General features: G+C 58.7%; 15 protein-coding genes and 1 tRNA gene. 10 read left to right on the plus strand and 6 right to left on the minus strand.

Translation table 11 applies throughout. The features are described 5' to 3' along the window. Nucleotides 1-41: 41 nt before the first annotated feature. Nucleotides 42-221: a hypothetical protein gene (locus tag J2S67_RS02705; protein ID WP_070490958.1), complete on the minus strand. Its 180-nt coding sequence runs from the start codon at nt 219-221 to the stop codon at nt 42-44. Between the two features lie 187 nt (nt 222-408). On the opposite strand from J2S67_RS02705, the gene J2S67_RS02710 reads away from it, so the two are divergent. The 7 genes from J2S67_RS02710 (at nt 409) to argG (ending at nt 8,795) form a co-directional block, all read left to right on the plus strand. Then, nucleotides 409-1,254 (plus strand): ParA family protein, encoded by an 846-nt coding sequence (locus J2S67_RS02710; protein WP_035757520.1) that lies wholly within the window; start codon nt 409-411, stop codon nt 1,252-1,254. Then, on the plus strand, nt 1,251-2,237 hold the full coding sequence (locus tag J2S67_RS02715; protein WP_310246065.1) for a segregation and condensation protein A: 987 nt from the start codon (nt 1,251-1,253) through the stop codon (nt 2,235-2,237). Before J2S67_RS02710 ends, J2S67_RS02715 begins: the two co-directional genes overlap by 4 nt. Next, nucleotides 2,234-2,836, plus strand: a complete 603-nt coding sequence (gene scpB / locus J2S67_RS02720; protein ID WP_070490956.1) for an SMC-Scp complex subunit ScpB — start codon at nt 2,234-2,236, stop codon at nt 2,834-2,836. The genes J2S67_RS02715 and scpB overlap by 4 nt, the downstream gene beginning before the upstream one ends. Before the next feature lie 54 nt (nt 2,837-2,890). Continuing rightward, complete coding sequence (locus J2S67_RS02725) at nt 2,891-3,955, plus strand: pseudouridine synthase (protein ID WP_310246068.1); 1,065 nt, start codon at nt 2,891-2,893, stop codon at nt 3,953-3,955. A 3-nt stretch (nt 3,956-3,958) separates the two neighbouring features. Next, the gene (locus J2S67_RS02730) at nt 3,959-5,062 is read left to right on the plus strand and encodes a prephenate dehydrogenase (protein WP_035757528.1); all 1,104 of its coding nucleotides are present in this window, start codon (nt 3,959-3,961) and stop codon (nt 5,060-5,062) included. Nucleotides 5,063-5,064: 2 nt separating this feature from the next. Beyond that, nucleotides 5,065-7,221, plus strand: a complete 2,157-nt coding sequence (gene der, locus J2S67_RS02735; RefSeq protein ID WP_239446493.1) for a bifunctional cytidylate kinase/GTPase Der — start codon at nt 5,065-5,067, stop codon at nt 7,219-7,221. A gap of 152 nt (nt 7,222-7,373) precedes the next feature. Further along, a complete protein-coding gene (gene argG, locus J2S67_RS02740; protein WP_035757534.1) occupies nt 7,374-8,795 on the plus strand; it encodes an argininosuccinate synthase in 1,422 nt (473 codons plus the stop codon). Nucleotides 8,796-8,937: 142 nt separating this feature from the next. On the opposite strand, the gene J2S67_RS02745 is transcribed toward argG, so the two are convergent. Then, complete coding sequence (locus J2S67_RS02745; RefSeq protein ID WP_377649904.1) at nt 8,938-10,464, minus strand: amino acid permease; 1,527 nt, start codon at nt 10,462-10,464, stop codon at nt 8,938-8,940. A gap of 139 nt (nt 10,465-10,603) precedes the next feature. Further along, the gene (locus tag J2S67_RS02750; protein ID WP_035757537.1) at nt 10,604-11,041 is read right to left on the minus strand and encodes a hypothetical protein; all 438 of its coding nucleotides are present in this window, start codon (nt 11,039-11,041) and stop codon (nt 10,604-10,606) included. Between the two features lie 217 nt (nt 11,042-11,258). On the opposite strand from J2S67_RS02750, the gene J2S67_RS02755 reads away from it, so the two are divergent. Continuing rightward, nucleotides 11,259-11,335, plus strand: a tRNA-Pro gene (locus tag J2S67_RS02755). Between the two features lie 138 nt (nt 11,336-11,473). On the opposite strand, the gene J2S67_RS02760 is transcribed toward J2S67_RS02755, so the two are convergent. Beyond that, complete coding sequence (locus J2S67_RS02760; RefSeq protein WP_310245177.1) at nt 11,474-12,652, minus strand: IS1249 family transposase; 1,179 nt, start codon at nt 12,650-12,652, stop codon at nt 11,474-11,476. 245 nt (nt 12,653-12,897) lie between these two features. Beyond that, nucleotides 12,898-13,158, minus strand: a complete 261-nt coding sequence (locus tag J2S67_RS02765) for a ribbon-helix-helix protein, CopG family (protein WP_035757539.1) — start codon at nt 13,156-13,158, stop codon at nt 12,898-12,900. Between the two features lie 387 nt (nt 13,159-13,545). Here J2S67_RS02765 and J2S67_RS02770 point away from each other — a divergent pair, with 387 nt between their 5' ends. Both J2S67_RS02770 and J2S67_RS02775 read left to right on the plus strand, forming a co-directional pair. Then, a complete protein-coding gene (locus tag J2S67_RS02770) occupies nt 13,546-15,687 on the plus strand; it encodes a DUF5979 domain-containing protein (protein WP_310246075.1) in 2,142 nt (713 codons plus the stop codon). Nucleotides 15,688-15,859: 172 nt separating this feature from the next. After that, on the plus strand, nt 15,860-16,633 hold the full coding sequence (locus J2S67_RS02775) for a VOC family protein (protein ID WP_310246078.1): 774 nt from the start codon (nt 15,860-15,862) through the stop codon (nt 16,631-16,633). 131 nt (nt 16,634-16,764) lie between these two features. Here the strand turns inward: J2S67_RS02775 and J2S67_RS02780 are convergent, their stop codons facing one another. Next, nucleotides 16,765-17,307 (minus strand): methylated-DNA--[protein]-cysteine S-methyltransferase, encoded by a 543-nt coding sequence (locus J2S67_RS02780; RefSeq protein WP_310246080.1) that lies wholly within the window; start codon nt 17,305-17,307, stop codon nt 16,765-16,767. Nucleotides 17,308-17,435 lie beyond the last annotated feature (128 nt).

Consider the following 17,435-nt stretch of genomic DNA (forward strand, 5'->3'; position numbering starts at 1 on the left):
GTAATATGCTGTGGCCGCTCTTACATTACCCGGCAGGCGCTTCAATCAGCTGCGAAATGAACGATGCGGGCCGCGACTCGCGCTTGCCCGGCAGGTCGCGTGCGCTTGTCTGGTGGCTCGCGTTCGGCTGAAGGCAGGTCACTTGCCAAAGTTTCGAGTTTCACTTGAGGGTCAAGGCTCGCCGATACAGAGGCGAAAATCCGGATAAACAGCTCATTCACCACTAGCCTTAAAGCACAGCACACAATTGATGCAGTGCACGGTGAAACTCAAAACAGAGTAGAACTCAGCACGGAGTACAACTCGGTACAGAGCGGAACTCGGTACAGAGTGGAACTCAGCACAGAAGGGCGGTCTGCACACGTGAGCGATCCAAACTCCTTTGGCCGAGTACCTGCGCCTGGTGGTATGCAGGAGCTCAACGCTCTAGGACGCCCCTTGACCCAACTGCCTGAACCGCCGGTTCTCACCGAACATGGACCAGCCCGCATCATTGCGATGGTCAACCAGAAAGGTGGGGTCGGGAAGACGACCTCATCGATCAACCTCGCCGCGTCCCTGGCCGAACTTGGCCGCCGCGTACTCATCGTCGACTTCGACCCACAAGGTGCAGCCTCCGCAGGCTTCGGCGTCAACCCGCACGAACTCGACCTGACCGTCTACAACGTGCTCATGGAACGCCACGTCGACATCCGCGACGCGATCCTGCACACCGACGTAGACAACATCGACCTGCTGCCAGCCAACATCGACCTCTCCGCGGCAGAAGTGCAGCTTGTCAACGAAGTCGCCCGCGAACAAGTCCTCGCCTCACAGCTACGCAACGTCTCCGATGACTACGACGTCATCATCATCGACTGCCAGCCATCCCTCGGCCTGCTAACGGTCAACGCGCTCGCCGCATCCCACGGCGTCATCATCCCGCTCACCGCCGAGTTCTTCGCGCTACGCGCCGTAGCGCTACTGATCGACACCATCGAGAAAGTGCAAGACCGCATCAACCCAGACCTACAGATCGACGGCGTGCTCGCGACCATGTACGACCAACGAACCCTGCACTCGCGTGAAGTCCTCGGCCGGCTCGACGAAGCATTCGGGGACAAACTGTTCGAAACCGTGATCCGCCGCACCGTGAAATTCCCGGACGCCACGGTCGCGATGGAACCGATCACCGAGTTCGCGCCATCCCACGCCGGAGCGCAAGGCTACCGCCGGCTGGCTAAAGAACTCATCGCACGCGGCGGAGCTCCGTGACGCTCAACCCCGCCACGGGGACACAACAGTCAGCGCCGGCAATACACACGCCCGCCGCTGAGGCTCAAGCATCAGGCACCGGGCACGAGAGCACCGCCCCTAAAGCCCCCGGTCCGGCCGCGAGCGCGAACTTCCAAGTAACGCTTGAGAACTTCAACGGCCCCTTCGAAGTTCTGGTCGAAATGCTCAGCCGACGCGACCTCGACATCACCGAAGTCGCGCTCGCCGAAGTCACGGATGAGTTTGTGGCTTATCTGCGAACACTGGCTGACGAGGTCGGAGCGACTGTCCTGGACGAGACAACAGAGTTCCTGGTTGTCGCCTCAACGCTGTTAGATATGAAGGCCGCGCGCCTGCTCCCACAAGGTGAGGTTGAAGACGCCGAGGATATTGAACGCCTCGAAGCACGCGACCTTCTATTCGCCCGGCTGCTGCAGTACAAGGCGTATAAAGAGGCCGCGAACGTCCTGGAGCACCTACTGGAGGCCGGAAGCCGTTTTGTTCCACGGCAAGTCAGGGCCGAAGATCCCGATGTTCGCGAGCACCTCCCGGAACTCGAATGGACACACACCCCGCAACAGTTCGCACAGATCGCCGCGAAAGCACTGACCCGTAAACACACCACCGAACCGGAGGCGGTCGGTACCGACCACATCCACAACGCACCTGTCTCAGTCGCGGAACAGGCCCAACACATCGCCGCCAGGCTAAAGGCAGCGAAAGCACTCACCTTCAGCGAGCTCACCGCCGATGCCGAAGCCTCGCTGGTTGTGGTCGCCCGGTTCCTGGCCCTATTGGAGATGTATAGGGACCGCGCAGTGGAGCTTGACCAAGAGTCCCCGTTGACCGAGATCATGGTCGAATGGATCGCTACCGGAGCCGGAGAGTTCCGCGTCGCTGAATACGATGGCGACGAGGAAAACGCTAACGACGTCAGCGTCAACGACGCCAGCGACGGCAACGACGCAGGAGGAACACCATGAGCCAAGAGACGGATACCACCGGTGACGCGGAAGTTCGTGAAGGGCTTGAAGCTGTTCTGATGGTCGCTGACCGGCCGCTCACCGAGGACGAACTTTCCCAGCTGCTTGAGGTCGATGCGGCACTCGTCAGCCGCGTACTGCACGGGTTGGCCGCCGAATACGATGGCGAACCGGACCCAGCAACCGCCGGCTTCGGTGCCCGCCGTGGCTTCCAGCTCCGACGAGTGGGTGGCGGCTGGCGTATTGGGGCGCGGCAGGAGCATCGTGAGCTTGTTTCTCGTTTTGTTCTTGAGGGGCAAACAGCCAAGCTGTCTGCGGCAGCGATGGAAACGCTGGCGATCATCGCCTACCGGCAGCCGGTGTCCCGCGCCCGCATCGCGAGCATCCGCGGGGTGAACGCCGATGGCGTGGTGCGTACGTTGATGACGCGCGGTTTGATCGAGCAAGTCGATACCGATGAGGTCACGGGTGCGGGTCTCTTTGGGACCACGCCGGTACTTCTGGAAAGATTAGGCGTAGACAGTCTTGATGAACTTCCTGATCTGTCGCCACTTTTGCCAGGTGTTGAAAACTTGGATGATGTACTGCCCTCGTTGTGATAATGACGGCGAAGGCGGATTAGTCATTCGCTAATCATAAGGACGTTGAGACGTATGACTCGCCAGACTGGATCGAATCCGCGTGGGGGTTCGTACCGCCGCGGGCACGGTAAGCCGAAACAGCAGCCGAAGGGGCATCAGGCGGGGCAGGTTCGTCGTGGCCGCGCTCCCAAACAGGACGAGGTTGAGCAGCACCTGGGCGGCCAAAAGCCACAGCGTCCGAGCCAAAAGACACAGCGCGGTAGTCAGAAAGGCGGCGCGAACGGGCGTGACCAGAAGCCGCGTGGTCCGCGGGCTTTCGCTCAAGAGCGGTTCAATGATCTAGGTCCGGTGCGTCGGCGCCGTCGCGGCCCGTCGACCCCGGTGAATGCGGGGCCGCGGAAGGAACACAGCGAAGGCGAGCGTCTGCAGAAGGTCATGGCGAACGCGGGTGTCGCATCGCGCCGTGCAAGTGAGGAGATCATCCTCGCGGGCCGTGTTGAGGTCAACCATCAGATTGTGACTGAGCTGGGTACGCGTGTGGATCCTGAGGTGGACGTGATCCACGTGGATGGGATCCGTCTTCAACTGGACACGGAGAAGACCTACCTGGTGTTCAATAAGCCGGCAGGTGTCGTGACCTCGATGAACGACCCGGAGGGCAGGAAAGACATTTCAGATTTCTTGCGTGAAGGTCAGGCTGAGCGCTTGTATCATGTGGGCCGTCTGGATTATGAGACGGAAGGGCTGCTGTTGTTGACCAACGATGGCGAGCTGGCCCACCGTTTGACGCATCCGTCTTTCGAGGTGGCTAAGACGTATCTGGTTCAGATCCGTGGCCCGTTGCCTGAGGGCGTGGGCGCGCAGATGCGTGAGGGGATCGAGCTTGAGGACGGTTTGGCGAAGGTTGATTCGTTCCGTCTGGTTGATGGCGCGGGTAAGGACCTGGTGGCCGAGGTGGTTTTGCACGAGGGTCGCAACCGGATTGTGCGTCGCCTTTTTGATGCGGTGGGTTTCCCGGTACGTCGCTTGGTGCGTACCCAGATTGGCCCAATCACGTTGGGGCAGCAGCGGCAAGGTTCGGTGCGTCGCCTGAATAAGACTGAGGTGGGGCATTTATTGGCGGAAGTGGGTTTATAGGCTGTGGCTGAGGGGTACCTTCAGGGGCCCGTTCTGGTGATTGGGACGGGGCTTTTGGGAACGTCGGCGGCTTTGGGTCTGCGTTCTGCAGGCCTTGAGGTTGGTTTGCGGGATGCGTCTCCGACCGCGCAGCGTATTGCCGTGGATATGGGGGCCGGGTTTGTGGCGCCGCGGGGCACAGACTTCGCGCCGGCTTTGGTGGTTGTTGCCACGCCGCCGGATGTGACTCCGGGTATTGTGGCTGAGGCTTTGGCGGAGTTCCCTGAAGCTGTTGTGATCGACCTTGCCTCGGTTAAGGGCTCGGTCATTGACGTGTTGAAGGCTAACGACGATGTGGCTGAGGCTGATCTGGCTCGTTACGTTGGCTGCCACCCGATGGCTGGGCGTGAGAAGTCTGGGCCTGCCGCTGCCCGGGGTGCGTTGTTTACGGCCTCGCCGTGGGTTGTTGTCCCGCATGAGGGATCCACCTCGCATGCGGTGAAGACGGCGAAATCGGTGGGTTTGGATTTGGGTGCCTCGATCACGGTGATGGATGCGAAGACCCATGATGCCGCGGTCGCGTTGGTTTCGCATTTCCCGCAGATCGCGTCTTCACTTTTGGCTTCGAGGCTTTTGAACGCTTCGGCGTCCTCGTTGGCGTTGGCGGGTAATGGTTTGCGGGATACAACCCGGATTGCGGCGAGTGACCCGAAGTTGTGGATTCAGATTCTGGCGCATAACGCTACCGAGTTGATTCCGATTTTGGAGGGTTTGCAGTCGGATTTGGATCGGTTGTTGGCCACGTTGCGTGACCCTTTCGCGTCTGGTGCTGCGTTGGATCTTGCGGAGTTGATGACGGAAGGTAATCAGGGGCAGGCGCGTATTCCTGGTAAGCACGGCGCGCCGCCGCAGTCTTTCGCTACGGTTTCTGTGATTGTGAATGATGAGCCTGGCCAGGTGGCCCAGTTGTTGACTGATATGGGTGAGGCCGGCATCAATATGGAGGACCTGCGGATGGAGCATTCGGCGGGTTATGAGGTTGGTTTGGTTGAGATCCAGGTTTTGCCTGGGCGTCGCGATGAGCTCGTGTCTGTTTTGACGGGCTTGGATTGGAAGGTTGTGCAGTGAGTATGGATGCGCAGGATGCTTTTGGTTCTCTGATTGTTGCTATTGATGGCCCGGCGGGTTCGGGGAAGTCGTCGGTGTCTAAAGAGGTGGCCCGGACGTTGGGTTTGGGCTACCTGGATACTGGCGCGATGTATCGTGCGGTGACGTTCGCGGCGTTGGAGTCCGGTATTGATCTCTCGGATCAGGATGCTGTTGCCCAGGCTGTGATCGAGGCTGATATCCAGTTGTCTACTGACCCTGATGATCAGCGGGTTGTTGTCAACGGCCGGGATGTGACTAAGGAGATTCGTGAGCCGCGGATCTCTGAGCGGGTTTCTGATGTTTCCACGAATCTGAAGGTGCGCGAGAACCTTGTGGAGCGGCAGCGTAACGCGATTGAGGACGCGGGCCGGATTGTTGCTGAGGGCCGCGATATTACGACGGTGGTGGCGCCTTTCGCTGATGCGCGCGTCTTGCTCACGGCCTCTGAGGAGGTGCGGATGAAGCGCCGTGGCTTGCAGTTGAATAACACGCAGTCCGCGCAAGCCTTGGCGCAGCAGGTGGGGGAGCGCGATAAGAAGGACTCCTCGGTTGTGAACTTCATGGAGGCTGCTGAGGGCGTGACGCTGGTGGACACGTCCGAGTTGAATTTTGAACAGTCTGTTGAGGCGGTTTTGACGGTTGTTGAGCATGAGGTCAGCAAGCAGGCCAGCGCGATTGTCGATGGTGATGATGAATCGGATGAGCAGCGTGCTGAGGCGTTGCTGGCTGGCTTGCAGGACTATGAGCTCGATGACGAGGATGCCGCGCTTCTAGCTGGTGAGGGTTGGGAAGCCGATGAGGCTGGTGAGAACCCTCCGGTGGTCGCGATTGTGGGCCGCCCGAATGTGGGCAAGTCCACGCTGGTGAACCGTATTCTGGGGCGCCGTGAGGCGGTTGTTGAGGACCTTCCGGGGGTCACTCGTGACCGTGTGACCTATGACGCGGAGTGGAACCTGAAGCGTTTCCGTGTTGTGGATACGGGCGGTTGGGAAGCTGATGCGAAGGGCATGGACCGCTTGGTCGCTGAGCAGGCTGAGCGTGCCGTGGACGTGGCTGACGTTGTGGTTCTTGTGGTCGATGCGGTGGTGGGCGCTACCGCGGCCGATGAAGCGATCGTGAAGATGCTACGCCGCAAGGGCCGACCGGTCTTGTTGGTTGCGAATAAGGTTGATGGCCCCTCACTTGAGGCTGATGCGATGGCACTGTGGAACCTTGGTTTCGGTGAGCCACATCCGGTCTCGTCTTTGCATGGCCGTGGCACCGCGGACGTTTTGGACGAGCTGATCAAGATGCTGCCGGAGGAATCAGCTTTCGGCGAGGCCGAGCCGGAAGGCGGGCCGCGCCGCGTGGCGCTGCTAGGCCGGCCGAACGTGGGTAAGTCTTCGCTTCTGAATAAGCTGGCAGGCCATGAGCGTGCAGTGGTTTCCGATGAGTCCGGCACTACACGTGACCCGATCGATGAGTTCGTGGAACTGGATGGCCGGATCTGGAAGTTCGTTGACACGGCGGGCTTGCGCCGCAAGCAACACATGGCATCGGGTGCTGACTATTACGCATCCCTACGCACGGCCTCGGCTCTAGACAAGGCTGAGGCGGTCGTCGTGCTGTTGGCTGTGGATGAGGAGTTGGCCGAGCAGGACCAGCGGATCCTGCAGCAAGTGATTGACGCGGGCCGTTGCCTGGTTTTGGCGTTCAATAAGTGGGACACACTTGATGATGAGCGCCGCTACTATCTGGAGCGGGAGATCGAGCAAGACCTCAAGCATGTCTCGTGGGCTCCACGGGTCAACATCTCGGCGAAGACCGGCTGGCATAAAGACAAGCTCGCCCCGGCCCTGGATGTTGCCCTGGAGTCTTGGGACCGCCGTATCCCTACAGGCAAGCTCAACTCTTTCTTAGGTGAGCTGGTCGCTGAGCATCCGCACCCGCTGCGCGGCGGTAAGCAGCCTCGTATTCTGTTCGCGACGCAGGCGAGCGCGCGGCCACCTAAGTTCGTGCTGTTCACCACAGGCTTCCTGGACCCGGGCTACCGGCGCTTTATCGAACGCCGCCTGCGTGAGACGTTCGACTTCCGCGGGACCCCGATCGATATTCAGATGCGGGTGCGTGAGCGCCGCGGAAATAAGCGCAAAAAGTAACACTGGGTGCGCGGTTTCTCACGTTGAGAACGTGGATGCCGCACGAGTGCGCGGGCGCATGATGGTGCGCCCGCTGGAACTGTGACGCCTAGGATGCGGAAGTGACGTCTCGGATTCGGGGGCGCAAATTGTCCAACGTTAGAATGGCGAATATGTCTAAGGTTCTTTCCAATCTGCCCGTCGGCGAACGCGTCGGCATTGCTTTCTCAGGTGGCCTCGATACGTCTGTGGCTGTCGCGTGGATGCGTGAAAATGGCGCGATCCCGTGCACCTATACCGCGCACATCGGTCAGCCTGATGAACCGGACATCGAGGGAGTGCCTGGCCGCGCGAAAGAGTACGGCGCTGAGATCGCTCGCCTGGTTGATGTTCAGGACATGCTGGTTCAGGAAGGTATCGCCGCGCTACAGACGGGTGCTTTCCATATTCGTTCTGGCGGTAAGACGTACTTCAACACCACGCCTATCGGGCGCGCAGTGACCGGCATGATGCTGGTGCGCGCCATGAAGGAAGACGGCGTGAACATCTGGGGTGACGGCTCTACATACAAGGGCAACGACATCGAGCGTTTCTACCGTTACGGCCTCATGGCTAACCCGAACCTGAAGATTTACAAGCCGTGGCTTGATTCGAAGTTCGTTGACGAGCTAGGTGGCCGCCAGGAGATGTCTGAATGGCTCACCGAACGCGGCTTCCCGTACCGTGACTCCGCCGAGAAGGCGTACTCGACGGACGCGAACATTTGGGGTGCAACGCACGAAGCGAAGGATCTCGAGTTCCTCAACAACGGTGTGAACCTGGTTGAACCAATTATGGGTGTGGCTCCGTGGGATGAATCGGTTGAGATCAAGACCGAGGACGTCACGGTGACTTTCCACGAGGGCATGCCGGTTGCGATCAACGGCGTCGAATATGAAGACAAGGTCGAGCTGGTTAAGGAAGCCAACCGTATTGGTGGCCGCCACGGCTTGGGCATCTCTGACCAGATCGAGAACCGCATCATCGAGGCTAAGTCCCGCGGTATCTATGAGGCCCCGGGAATGGCGCTTCTGCACATCACGTACGAGCGCCTGGTCAACGCGATCCACAACGAAGACACGATCGCGACCTACCACAACGAGGGCCGCCGCCTGGGCCGGCTCATGTATGAAGGCCGCTGGCTGGATCCGCAGGCACTCATGCAGCGCGAAGCCCTGATCCGTTGGGTTGCGTCCGCTGTGACCGGTTCGGTGACGCTGCGTCTGCGCCGCGGTGACGATTACTCGATCATGAACACCGAGGGCCCGAACTTGTCCTACCACCCTGAGAAGCTTTCGATGGAGCGCGTGGGTAACGCTGCGTTCGGCCCGGATGAGCGGATCGGCCAGCTCACGATGCGTAACCTGGATATCGCTGACTCGCGTTCCCGCTTGGAGCAGTACGCGACCCAGGGCATTGTTGGCGGGGTGACCGCCCAGCTTGTAGGTGAGCTTGAGGCTGGTGGCGCTGACGCGATTGTTGCCGGCGCCGAGCAGGCTGATGAAGAGCTTGATGAGGCATCGAACCGTGCAGCATTCGACATGGGTACCGACTAACCCAGGGGTATCCTACTCAGCAATACAGCGCACGGCGTGCTGAGTCTCTCACTGACTCGAAACGTAGCGATGGGGCTGCGGTTCAGACGTTCAGACTGAACCGCAGCCCCATCGTTGTTTTGGATCGTAGTTCTAAAGGTTTTTACTCTTCGTTTGGTTCTGGGCTTACTTCCTGGCGTGGATCGTATTCGCCGGGTTTGAGGCCGGAGACGTCGATCTGATCGAGTGGGATGAGGCGGCCTTGTTTGGTGATGAGGGCGTGGATACCCCAGATCGCGAGGAAGATCGGCAGGCCGATGTATGAGGAGAGCACGGCTATGAGGTTCCCGTTTTGGATGGCTTCGAAGTTTTGGCCGATGGTGACCACGAAGATCACACTCAAGCCGACTATGGGCCCGAACGGGTAGAGCGGGGCCTTATACGGAAGCTCGGAGAGGCTGTGGCCTTGTTTGACGAAGGCTCTACGGAAGCGCAGGTGGCTCCAGGAGATGCCCGCCCAGACCGTGAAACCGCACAGCGCGGAGATGTTGAGTAGCCACGTGTAAGCCTGGCCTTCGCCCATGAGATGGGTAGTGAACGCGAACCCGCCGATCGCGGCAGTGGTGAGTAGCGCTGGGACAGGGACGCGCCGCTTGGACAGCCACGTGAAGATCTTGGGTGCACGGCCGGATTCGGCGAGTGCGTAGAGCATGCGGGTTGAGGAGTACAGGCCCGAGTTACCTGCGGAGAGGATCGCGGTGAGGATCACGGCGTTCATCACGCCTGCGGCGAGTGCGATGCCGGCGCGGTCGAACACGAGAGTGAACGGGGAAGCGGTGATGTCTTCGTCGTTGGCGGCCGCGAGCAGGCTCGGGTCCGTGTAGGGCAGCAGGAAGCCGATCACGGCGATCGCTGCGATGTAGAAGATCATGATGCGCCAGAACACGCCGCGGATGGCTTTCGGCATGTCGCGGCGCGGGTTCTTCGATTCTCCTGCGGCGACGCCTACGAGTTCGGTGCCTTGGAAAGAGAAACCAGCAACCATGAACACGGCGATGGTGGACCATGGGCCGCCCACGAACGGGGCTTCGCCTGTGGTCCAGTTGTGGAAGCCGGGGGACGGGCCGCCGATGATGCCGATGATCATGAGCACGCCGAGCACGAGGAAGACTAGGACCGTCACGACTTTGATGAGGGCGAACCAGAACTCGGATTCGCCGAAAGCGCGGGCTGAAAGTGCGTTGATAGTAGTTAGGAGAATGAGGAAGACGGCCGCCCAAACCCATCCGGGTACGTCGGGGAACCAGAAACGCATCACAAGCCCTGCTGCTACGAGTTCCGCGGCGAGGGTGATGGCCCAGTTGAACCAGTAGTTCCAGCCGGTAGCGAACCCGAATGAGGGGGATACATAGCGGGAGGCGTAGACCTCGAAGGAGCCTGCCACGGGTAGGTGGGTGGACATCTCACCCAGTGACTGCATAACCATGAGCACTACGAAGCCGATGAGTGCATAGGCCAGTAGCGCGCCGCCGGGGCCTGCTTGGGAGATGGTTGCACCAGATGCGAGGAATAGTCCGGTGCCGATCGCGCCTCCGATCGCGATCATGCGCATGTGGCGTGCGTGCAGGCTTCGGTTGAGCCTGTCTGCCGCATCGTTATGTGTGTGAGACGTGTGTTTGGTTGTGCCCATGGGGTGCCCTTCGCTTGTGTAGAGAACGCGTGAGGAGCTCACATCATGAGCGAAGACCTTACTCCTTTCTGGCCGCTTATGGGGGATAAAGTCACGAAGTGACGCGTGCAGGAACAGGCGGCAATAGCTTCTGCTGTGTTTACTGGTCTACGTAGGTGCAGAGGGCGCGGCCGGGTTTGACGTTGTCTTGGTGTTCAGCCACGACTTCACCGTTGATGAGGATGGTGCATTTCGCTGCCAGGTGCGCGGCTTGTGGCACGTCGAAGCTCACGCGCACGTCGGAGAGGTCGTTGCTTTCACGTTTCACAACGATCGGTTCGGTGGTTGCGGTGTCGAGTGTGCCGTGTTCACCGCCGATTGCTGGGCCGAGCTTCCAATCCATTGAGGTGAGGTCGGCCGGGTTGGTTGTGGTGGTTTGGGGTTGGGTTCCGGTTTCCACGGCGATGACGCGGAACTCGACTTCCACGGTTTCGGCGCCACAACCGGTGAGGCCCGCCCCGATCAACGCTGTAGCAAGGCCGGCTCCGAGCATCTTGGGCAAGCGACGTGCAGGTGTTGAGGCGTGGCGGGTGAACATACGGGCCTTTCAGTGTTTTGCGATCCACAATCGAAGCGTCAGTGATCTGTGATTGATCCGCGATTGTTCTGAGTTGTTGATCGTCATCATTGTCTCATCTGCTGATGAGCCGCGCGGGACTGCCATCGATTGGTCGCGTCATCGCGGCATAGTGTACGGTTGATCCGAGTCCGTCCCACCTTGTTTGGGTAGAGCCTATACAGTGCTGGATGGGTTGCGGGCTATGGCGCAGCTTGGTAGCGCGCTTGTCTGGGGGACAAGAGGTCGTCGGTTCAAATCCGGCTAGCCCGACCACGTTATATCGCTGGCGGGGTCACAACAGTTGTTGTTGTGACCCCGCCAGTGTTCTATCTAGGTTTTATCTAACTGTGCGGCCTAGAACTGGTGGGTTAAGGGTCAAAATGTGTGTCTGGTTTGGGTGTGTTGCGGGGGTTAGATGTGGCCTTTTTGGATGCCGATTGAGTGTGTGTAGGTGGTGTCGATAGCGTTGTCGTAGAGGGCTGGTCGTCCTGTTTGGTGGTCGGCTTGGTTCTTGTTGTGGGTCAGGGCTGGTACTTTGGCGAGTTGGTTTTGGCCCCAGTTGGACTGCCTGGCGATTTCTGTTGGATCGTCAGGCAGTTCTGTTTTCTGGTAGAGCCACCATTCCAGCATTTTTCGTTGGTGTTCTCCGGTTCTGCCGCGGTGGGTGCGGGTGAGCAGTTTCAGTTCGGCGTTGATCGCGCCTTCAAGGCTGTTGGTGGTGGATTTGATGCGGTGCCGGTGCTGTAGTTCGGTCGGTGGGTTGAGGTAGGTGAACAGGAGGTTGTTACGCCATAGGTGTAGCAGGCTGTTGTAGGCCTTACGGGTGTTCGGGTGTGTCCAGGCCCAGTGGCGTTGTTGGGTGATTGGGTCTGTGGTGAAGGTTTTCTGGTTGAGCCATCTCCGGTAGAAGGTGCCGTATTCATGGAGTTGCCTCGCCCAGGTGGCTGCTTCATCCAGGGTGGTGATCCGGGTCAGGTTCCGTGCTAGTTGATAGATCGCTTTGCCCGCATCGGTACGCGGGTGTGAGGTGGTGTAGCGTCGTACAACTCGTTGTGCATGCACCAGGCAGCGTTGGATCACGGTGGCAGGCCAGCATTTCTTGATAGCGCTGGCGGCTCCTTGTCCTCCATCGATGACAGCGATCACTGGTGCGGGGATACGTTGAAGTAGTCGTTGGTAGTCCAGGCTGGTTTCACGCTTGCACCAGTGCCAGGCCAGGACATGATCGAAGGTGGCTGCCACGATAAGACACCCGGCACCGGTGTAGGTTCCATCGATAAAGATCTGGTCATAGATCGTCCCGGCGTGTTTGATCATCGGGTCGGGTACTTCAACCAGCCAGCACCAGCTAAACCGTCGCTTCAACGTCGAAGGGCTCACCCCGGCCTGTTGTGCGGTGTCTTTCAAGCTACGGGTCGAGGTGCAGTGAGCGATGAACTGCTTGAACACTGCTGCTTTGGTGATGTCAGTCCGGGTTTTGGTGCTTGAGGCTCCACAGAGTTTGCACCGCCACCTTGTCCTACCTTGTGTGGTGGTGCCATTGCGTTTCATATCGCCACCGCAGTGGCATCGTGGTCTGTTCTTCGGCATCCAGCCACCACACCACTAGCCGGTAGCACATCAAGGGCACCACACCGAGGAATGAACGCTCACACCACCGATATATGCCCAGCAGCCATATATATCCGCTGAAACCCGCGCCAACACAGCCGAAAACACCAACCCCAGACACACATTCTGACCCTTAACCCGAACTGGTAGTCGGTGGCGTCGCTCGCGGGCCTCGGATTTAGCGTCTTTGATGGCCGCAAGAACAAGGGTGGCCAGGCGAATCATCATGCGCTGAGACTACGGGTCAATGCTTCTCTCGCGTACTCGCTTGTTGACATTCCGCGTCGTTTTGCCTCGGTCTCAACAAGCTTCCAAAGCTGTGCTGGGACGCGCACGCTGTGAACTTCCATCGGGTCAGTGCGAATCCAAGCGGGAGTTTCTTTAGTCAGGGTCGAGTCAGGGAATCCGGCTTCGGCTTCGTCCGCCCAGCGCTGCACGTCTGCGTCGGTAAATGCGACGCCGTTGACATCGGTGTATTTCGTCATCAGTCGTTCTGGCGTCAACCACCTCGTATCGACCTACGTGACGGGGTGGTGAAGTTGAAGCTATGAAATATATGCCCTGTGAAGTAATTCTGTGAGATCTATGCAGATCCCCAGATATTCGGCGCGAAATCGGCGAAAAGTACTCGAAACAAATCAACAATCAAGGCGTAACAGGTACTTGATGGTAGTCACATATAGATTCGGCGCATGCATGATCATCAAACTTCCTGTATTCTGTAAGGTTGTAAGCGGTAACAAGACTAGCCACCACTCGCGTGAGCCGCTTGTTGCGCTTAGTCCATGAAGTTCATGCAGTCTTTCTTAGCAGTTGAGCAAACCGCTAAAGCTCGGTCTAAGGAAGGCGTTCACCTCAGGAAGGAAAATTGCATGAAAACAAAGAAAAGTAGGCTAGGTGGCCTGCTTTTGGCGATGCTCCTGGGTGCGGCATCCCTGGTTGGAATCACCCCAGCCCAGGCAGCACCTGATTTCACTTACCCAGGCGCCATGTCCGACGTCAACGTGACGTTCAAGGATAAAGATGGCGGCCAGGCACGTGTCGATGACGAAGTAAAGGTCACGGCAAAGTGGAACGTTCCAAACGGAGCACAGGCTGGCGAAACCTTCGGCATGACCCTGCCGAAGGAATTCTCTAACTACGGTAACGGTGAGTTTTCGGTTCCAGATAAGGAAACAGGCGAAACCGTTGCTAACTGTAAGGTTACGAACGAGCCAGCGCCAACTGTCACCTGCACCCTGACTGACTTCGTCAACGGCAAGGAAGACGTAGGCGGCGAACTGTGGTTCCTCGCAACCCTCGACGAGCAGAGCGACAACAACACCGCTGATTTCATCATCGACGGCAAGACCGTCCCTGTTCCAATCCCAGGTGACGGCGGCATCGGCCCTGTAGGCCCAGGCCACGCAGCTGATGACCCATACAAGTACAGCGCACGCACCAAGCATGGTGCCGACGTGATCGCTTGGGGTATCCAGTTCCCTAACACCGTCGCCGAAGACGGTACTGTGACCGTTACTGACGCGATCGTTGATAACACCGAGTTCGAGCGTCACAAGGCCAACAACTTCGATATTGAGGTCGAATACCGCAACGTTGCCGAGGACGGCACCTTCGTTGAAGGTGAAGACTGGGCACCTGTTGACCCAGCTGACTTCGAGACCAACATTGCTGAAGGCAGCACCAACTTCACTGTCACGGTGAAGAACGTTCCAACCAATAAGCGCGTTCAGTACCGCATCCTTTACTGGACCAAGATGGACGGCAAGGCCTTCGAAGGCGACGTTTTCAAGAACACCGCAAAGGTCAACGGCAAGGACGCTGAGGCGACTTTCACCTACACCGCAATCGGTGGCGGTACTGGTTCCGGTAAGGAATACACCCGCTTCTCCATCGCCAAGGCAGTTGAAGGTAACGGTGCAGACCAGGTTCCAGCAGGCACCAAGTACACCGTGAAGTACACCGCTGCAGGTGAAGAGGACACCCTCGAACTCGAAGCCGGTGAAGAGAACCGCGTGAACTCCAAGCGCTACAAGATCGGCACCGAGTTCAAGATCACCGAAGTCAACCTTCCAGAGGTTGACGGTATCGAGTGGGGCGACTACGAGATCACCGGTGACGGCGTAACCAAGAACGAAGACGGTTCGTTCAGCGTTACCCCAGCAACCAATGAGCCAGCCAAGCTGACCTTGGTCAACAAGGCTGAGAAGAAGGTCCAGAACGGCAACCTGTCCGTTACCAAGGCGGTAACCGGCGACGGTGCTGACCTCGTTCCTGCAGACACCGAGTACAACGTCAAGTACTCCTACGAACTCGATGGCGAAGAGAAAACCGGCACCCTCACCGTCAAGAACGGCGAGACCGTGTCCCTGCCTGAGGACGTTCCTGCAGGCACCAAGGTCCGCCTGACCGAAGAGAAGCCAGCTGACTTCGAAACCGAAGACGGCAAGAAGGTCATCTACGGTGAGCCGAAGTTCTTCATCGGCGATGAACTGTGCGACGACATCCTCGTAACGGTTGAGGGCGATAAGACCAAGGAGATCAAGCTCGAAAACCCAACCACGGTTGAAGAGCCAGAGCCAGAGCCAGAGCCATCTGAGGAGCCAGAGCCATCTGATGAGCCAACCCCAGAACCTTCTGAGGAGCCAGAGCCATCTGATGAGCCAACCCCAGAGCCATCTGAGGAGCCAGAGCCATCTGATGAGCCAACCCCAGAACCTTCTGAGGAGCCAGAGCCATCTGATGAGCCAACCCCAGAGCCATCTGATGAGCCAACCCCAGAACCTTCTGAGGAGCCAACCCCAGAACCTTCTGAGGAGCCAACCCCAGAGCCATCTGAGTCTGAGACTCCAGCTCCAGAGCCAACCGAAACCGATACTCCGGAAGAGCCAGGCAAGAAGCCAGGTCTCGCATCAACCGGTGTCGAGAATGTCGCTGTAGGCCTCGGCGTAGCACTTCTGCTCGCTGCTGGTGGCGCAACGCTTCTCGTAGTACGTAAGCGGAAGAACGGCTAATGATGCTGTAACTGCTTGAGCATAATGTTCAAGCACAGCGAAGTGCCCTCGCAGGTCAAACCGACCGGCGGGGGCACTTCCTCTTAACGTGTCCCACTTCACTGGGGTGAAAGGATAGGCTCGGAGTAGGAAGTACAGAATGTGCTCAACCTGATCCAGGGAAGGTGATGACATGGAGATTGGTCGCTTTATCGAAGGGCAACCATGCTGGCTCGAACTCCGGACCTCTGTTCGGCGTGAAGCCCTCGACTTCTACACGGGCCTACTCGAATGGCAATACGAAGACCGTGAGGGACTCATCACCGCGTTGATCCGCGGCCGCGCCGTCGCCTCAATCGTCGACAAAGTGGATGACTCCCGCCCGGACGAATGGATCACCTACATCGCTGTAGCCTCCGTCGATGACGCCATCGAACGCGTCAAAGAAGCCGGCGGTGTGGTCCTCGAAGAAGCCCAGAACCGTCCAGGACTCGGTCGGGTTGCCCTGGTGGCTGACAGCCCAGGGGAGCTTGCGGCAGTCATGGGACTCATGGAGATCGGCGAACACCAAGGCTACGAGGTCTACTACAAGGCAGGCGCCCCGTACTGGCACGAACTTTACTCACGGAACTTCCCAGGCACCGTCAAATTCTTCCAAGAAGTCTATAGCTGGAAAGTCCAAAACGTATCTGACGTCGTCGGCCACGAATACGTGACCCTGCAGGGTGAAGAATCAGGCCCAGTGGCCGGCATCATGAACGCCTCGAAGGTCCTCAAAGACAACATCCCGGCAACCTGGCGCATCTACTGGGGTGTCGCCAACGCTGCAGCGCAAGTCGATGTAGTCGCCCACCTTGGTGGACGCGCCGCAAGCTTCCCAACCGAAACAAACATCGGCGCAGTCGCATCCGTGATCGACCCAGGCGGTGCACGCTTCCTGATCGGTTCCGGATATCCCGTGCTCTAGACAGGCTGGAGACAAACGGTTGTTGGTGCGCATCCTCGTTGAGGAGGCGCACCAACTGTTTTAACAAGACAGTCAGCAGGGCCTGCGCAGTGACGCCGTGTTTGCTGTAGCTGGTGGGTGTCTGCGCAGATTTAGCGGCCTGTGAGGCCCACGCTTTCCATCTGCAACAGATGCGCCTTAGCCTGCTCGCCACCCAGGTATGCGCCGAGACGACCATCTGACCGGACGATGCGATGACAAGGCAACAGTATCGGCAACGGATTGCTGGCACACGCGGTACCCGCGGCGCGCACCGCAGAGGCGTTACCGGCCATCTTAGCTAGTTGCGCATACGTGAGCCTAGACCCGTAAGGAATCTGGGAGAGCGCCCGCTGGGCTCTAACCCGGAACCCATCGCCGTGCGGTCCATCCAGCGGGACATCGAACCTCTCCCGTTTGAGCATGAAATACTCATCGAGCTGCTCCACAGCCTCATCCGCCCACGCTTGAGCCTGTTCACGGTGCGCAGGTTCGACTTCTACAAGTAGGTGTTCCATCCCATCTTCTGCACACGAGTGAACGCGGTGCTTGAACTCGACGCGAGCGATCCCCGAAGGCGTCGCTGAGACCACGAGCGTCCCGATGGCAGAGGACAGTTCAGCTACCGCAGCCACACCAAGCAACGGTTGAGACATGTTTATACTCCCAGCTTTGTGATGCAGATGACGCCGTGCGTCGTCACATCAAGGACCAAATAAGTGTGTGGTTTTAGAATAGTTCGTCAGGTGAACCGCCATATGGCTTCACACAACATACGGAGGGC

The organism is Pseudoglutamicibacter albus (assembly GCF_031458175.1).
Classification (GTDB): domain Bacteria; phylum Actinomycetota; class Actinomycetes; order Actinomycetales; family Micrococcaceae; genus Pseudoglutamicibacter; species Pseudoglutamicibacter albus.

Coding starts and splice junctions, on each gene's coding strand:
- J2S67_RS02710 (WP_035757520.1), top strand. CDS start 409: ATGCAGGAGCTCAACGCTCTAGGACGCCCCTTGACCCAACTGCCTGAA.
- scpB (WP_070490956.1), top strand. CDS start 2,234: ATGAGCCAAGAGACGGATACCACCGGTGACGCGGAAGTTCGTGAAGGG.
- J2S67_RS02725 (WP_310246068.1), top strand. CDS start 2,891: ATGACTCGCCAGACTGGATCGAATCCGCGTGGGGGTTCGTACCGCCGC.
- der (WP_239446493.1), top strand. CDS start 5,065: ATGGATGCGCAGGATGCTTTTGGTTCTCTGATTGTTGCTATTGATGGC.
- argG (WP_035757534.1), top strand. CDS start 7,374: ATGTCTAAGGTTCTTTCCAATCTGCCCGTCGGCGAACGCGTCGGCATT.
- J2S67_RS02745 (WP_377649904.1), bottom strand. CDS start 10,464: ATGGGCACAACCAAACACACGTCTCACACACATAACGATGCGGCAGAC.
- J2S67_RS02750 (WP_035757537.1), bottom strand. CDS start 11,041: ATGTTCACCCGCCACGCCTCAACACCTGCACGTCGCTTGCCCAAGATG.
- J2S67_RS02760 (WP_310245177.1), bottom strand. CDS start 12,652: ATGCCGAAGAACAGACCACGATGCCACTGCGGTGGCGATATGAAACGC.
- J2S67_RS02765 (WP_035757539.1), bottom strand. CDS start 13,158: ATGACGAAATACACCGATGTCAACGGCGTCGCATTTACCGACGCAGAC.
- J2S67_RS02770 (WP_310246075.1), top strand. CDS start 13,546: ATGAAAACAAAGAAAAGTAGGCTAGGTGGCCTGCTTTTGGCGATGCTC.
- J2S67_RS02775 (WP_310246078.1), top strand. CDS start 15,860: ATGGAGATTGGTCGCTTTATCGAAGGGCAACCATGCTGGCTCGAACTC.
- J2S67_RS02780 (WP_310246080.1), bottom strand. CDS start 17,307: ATGTCTCAACCGTTGCTTGGTGTGGCTGCGGTAGCTGAACTGTCCTCT.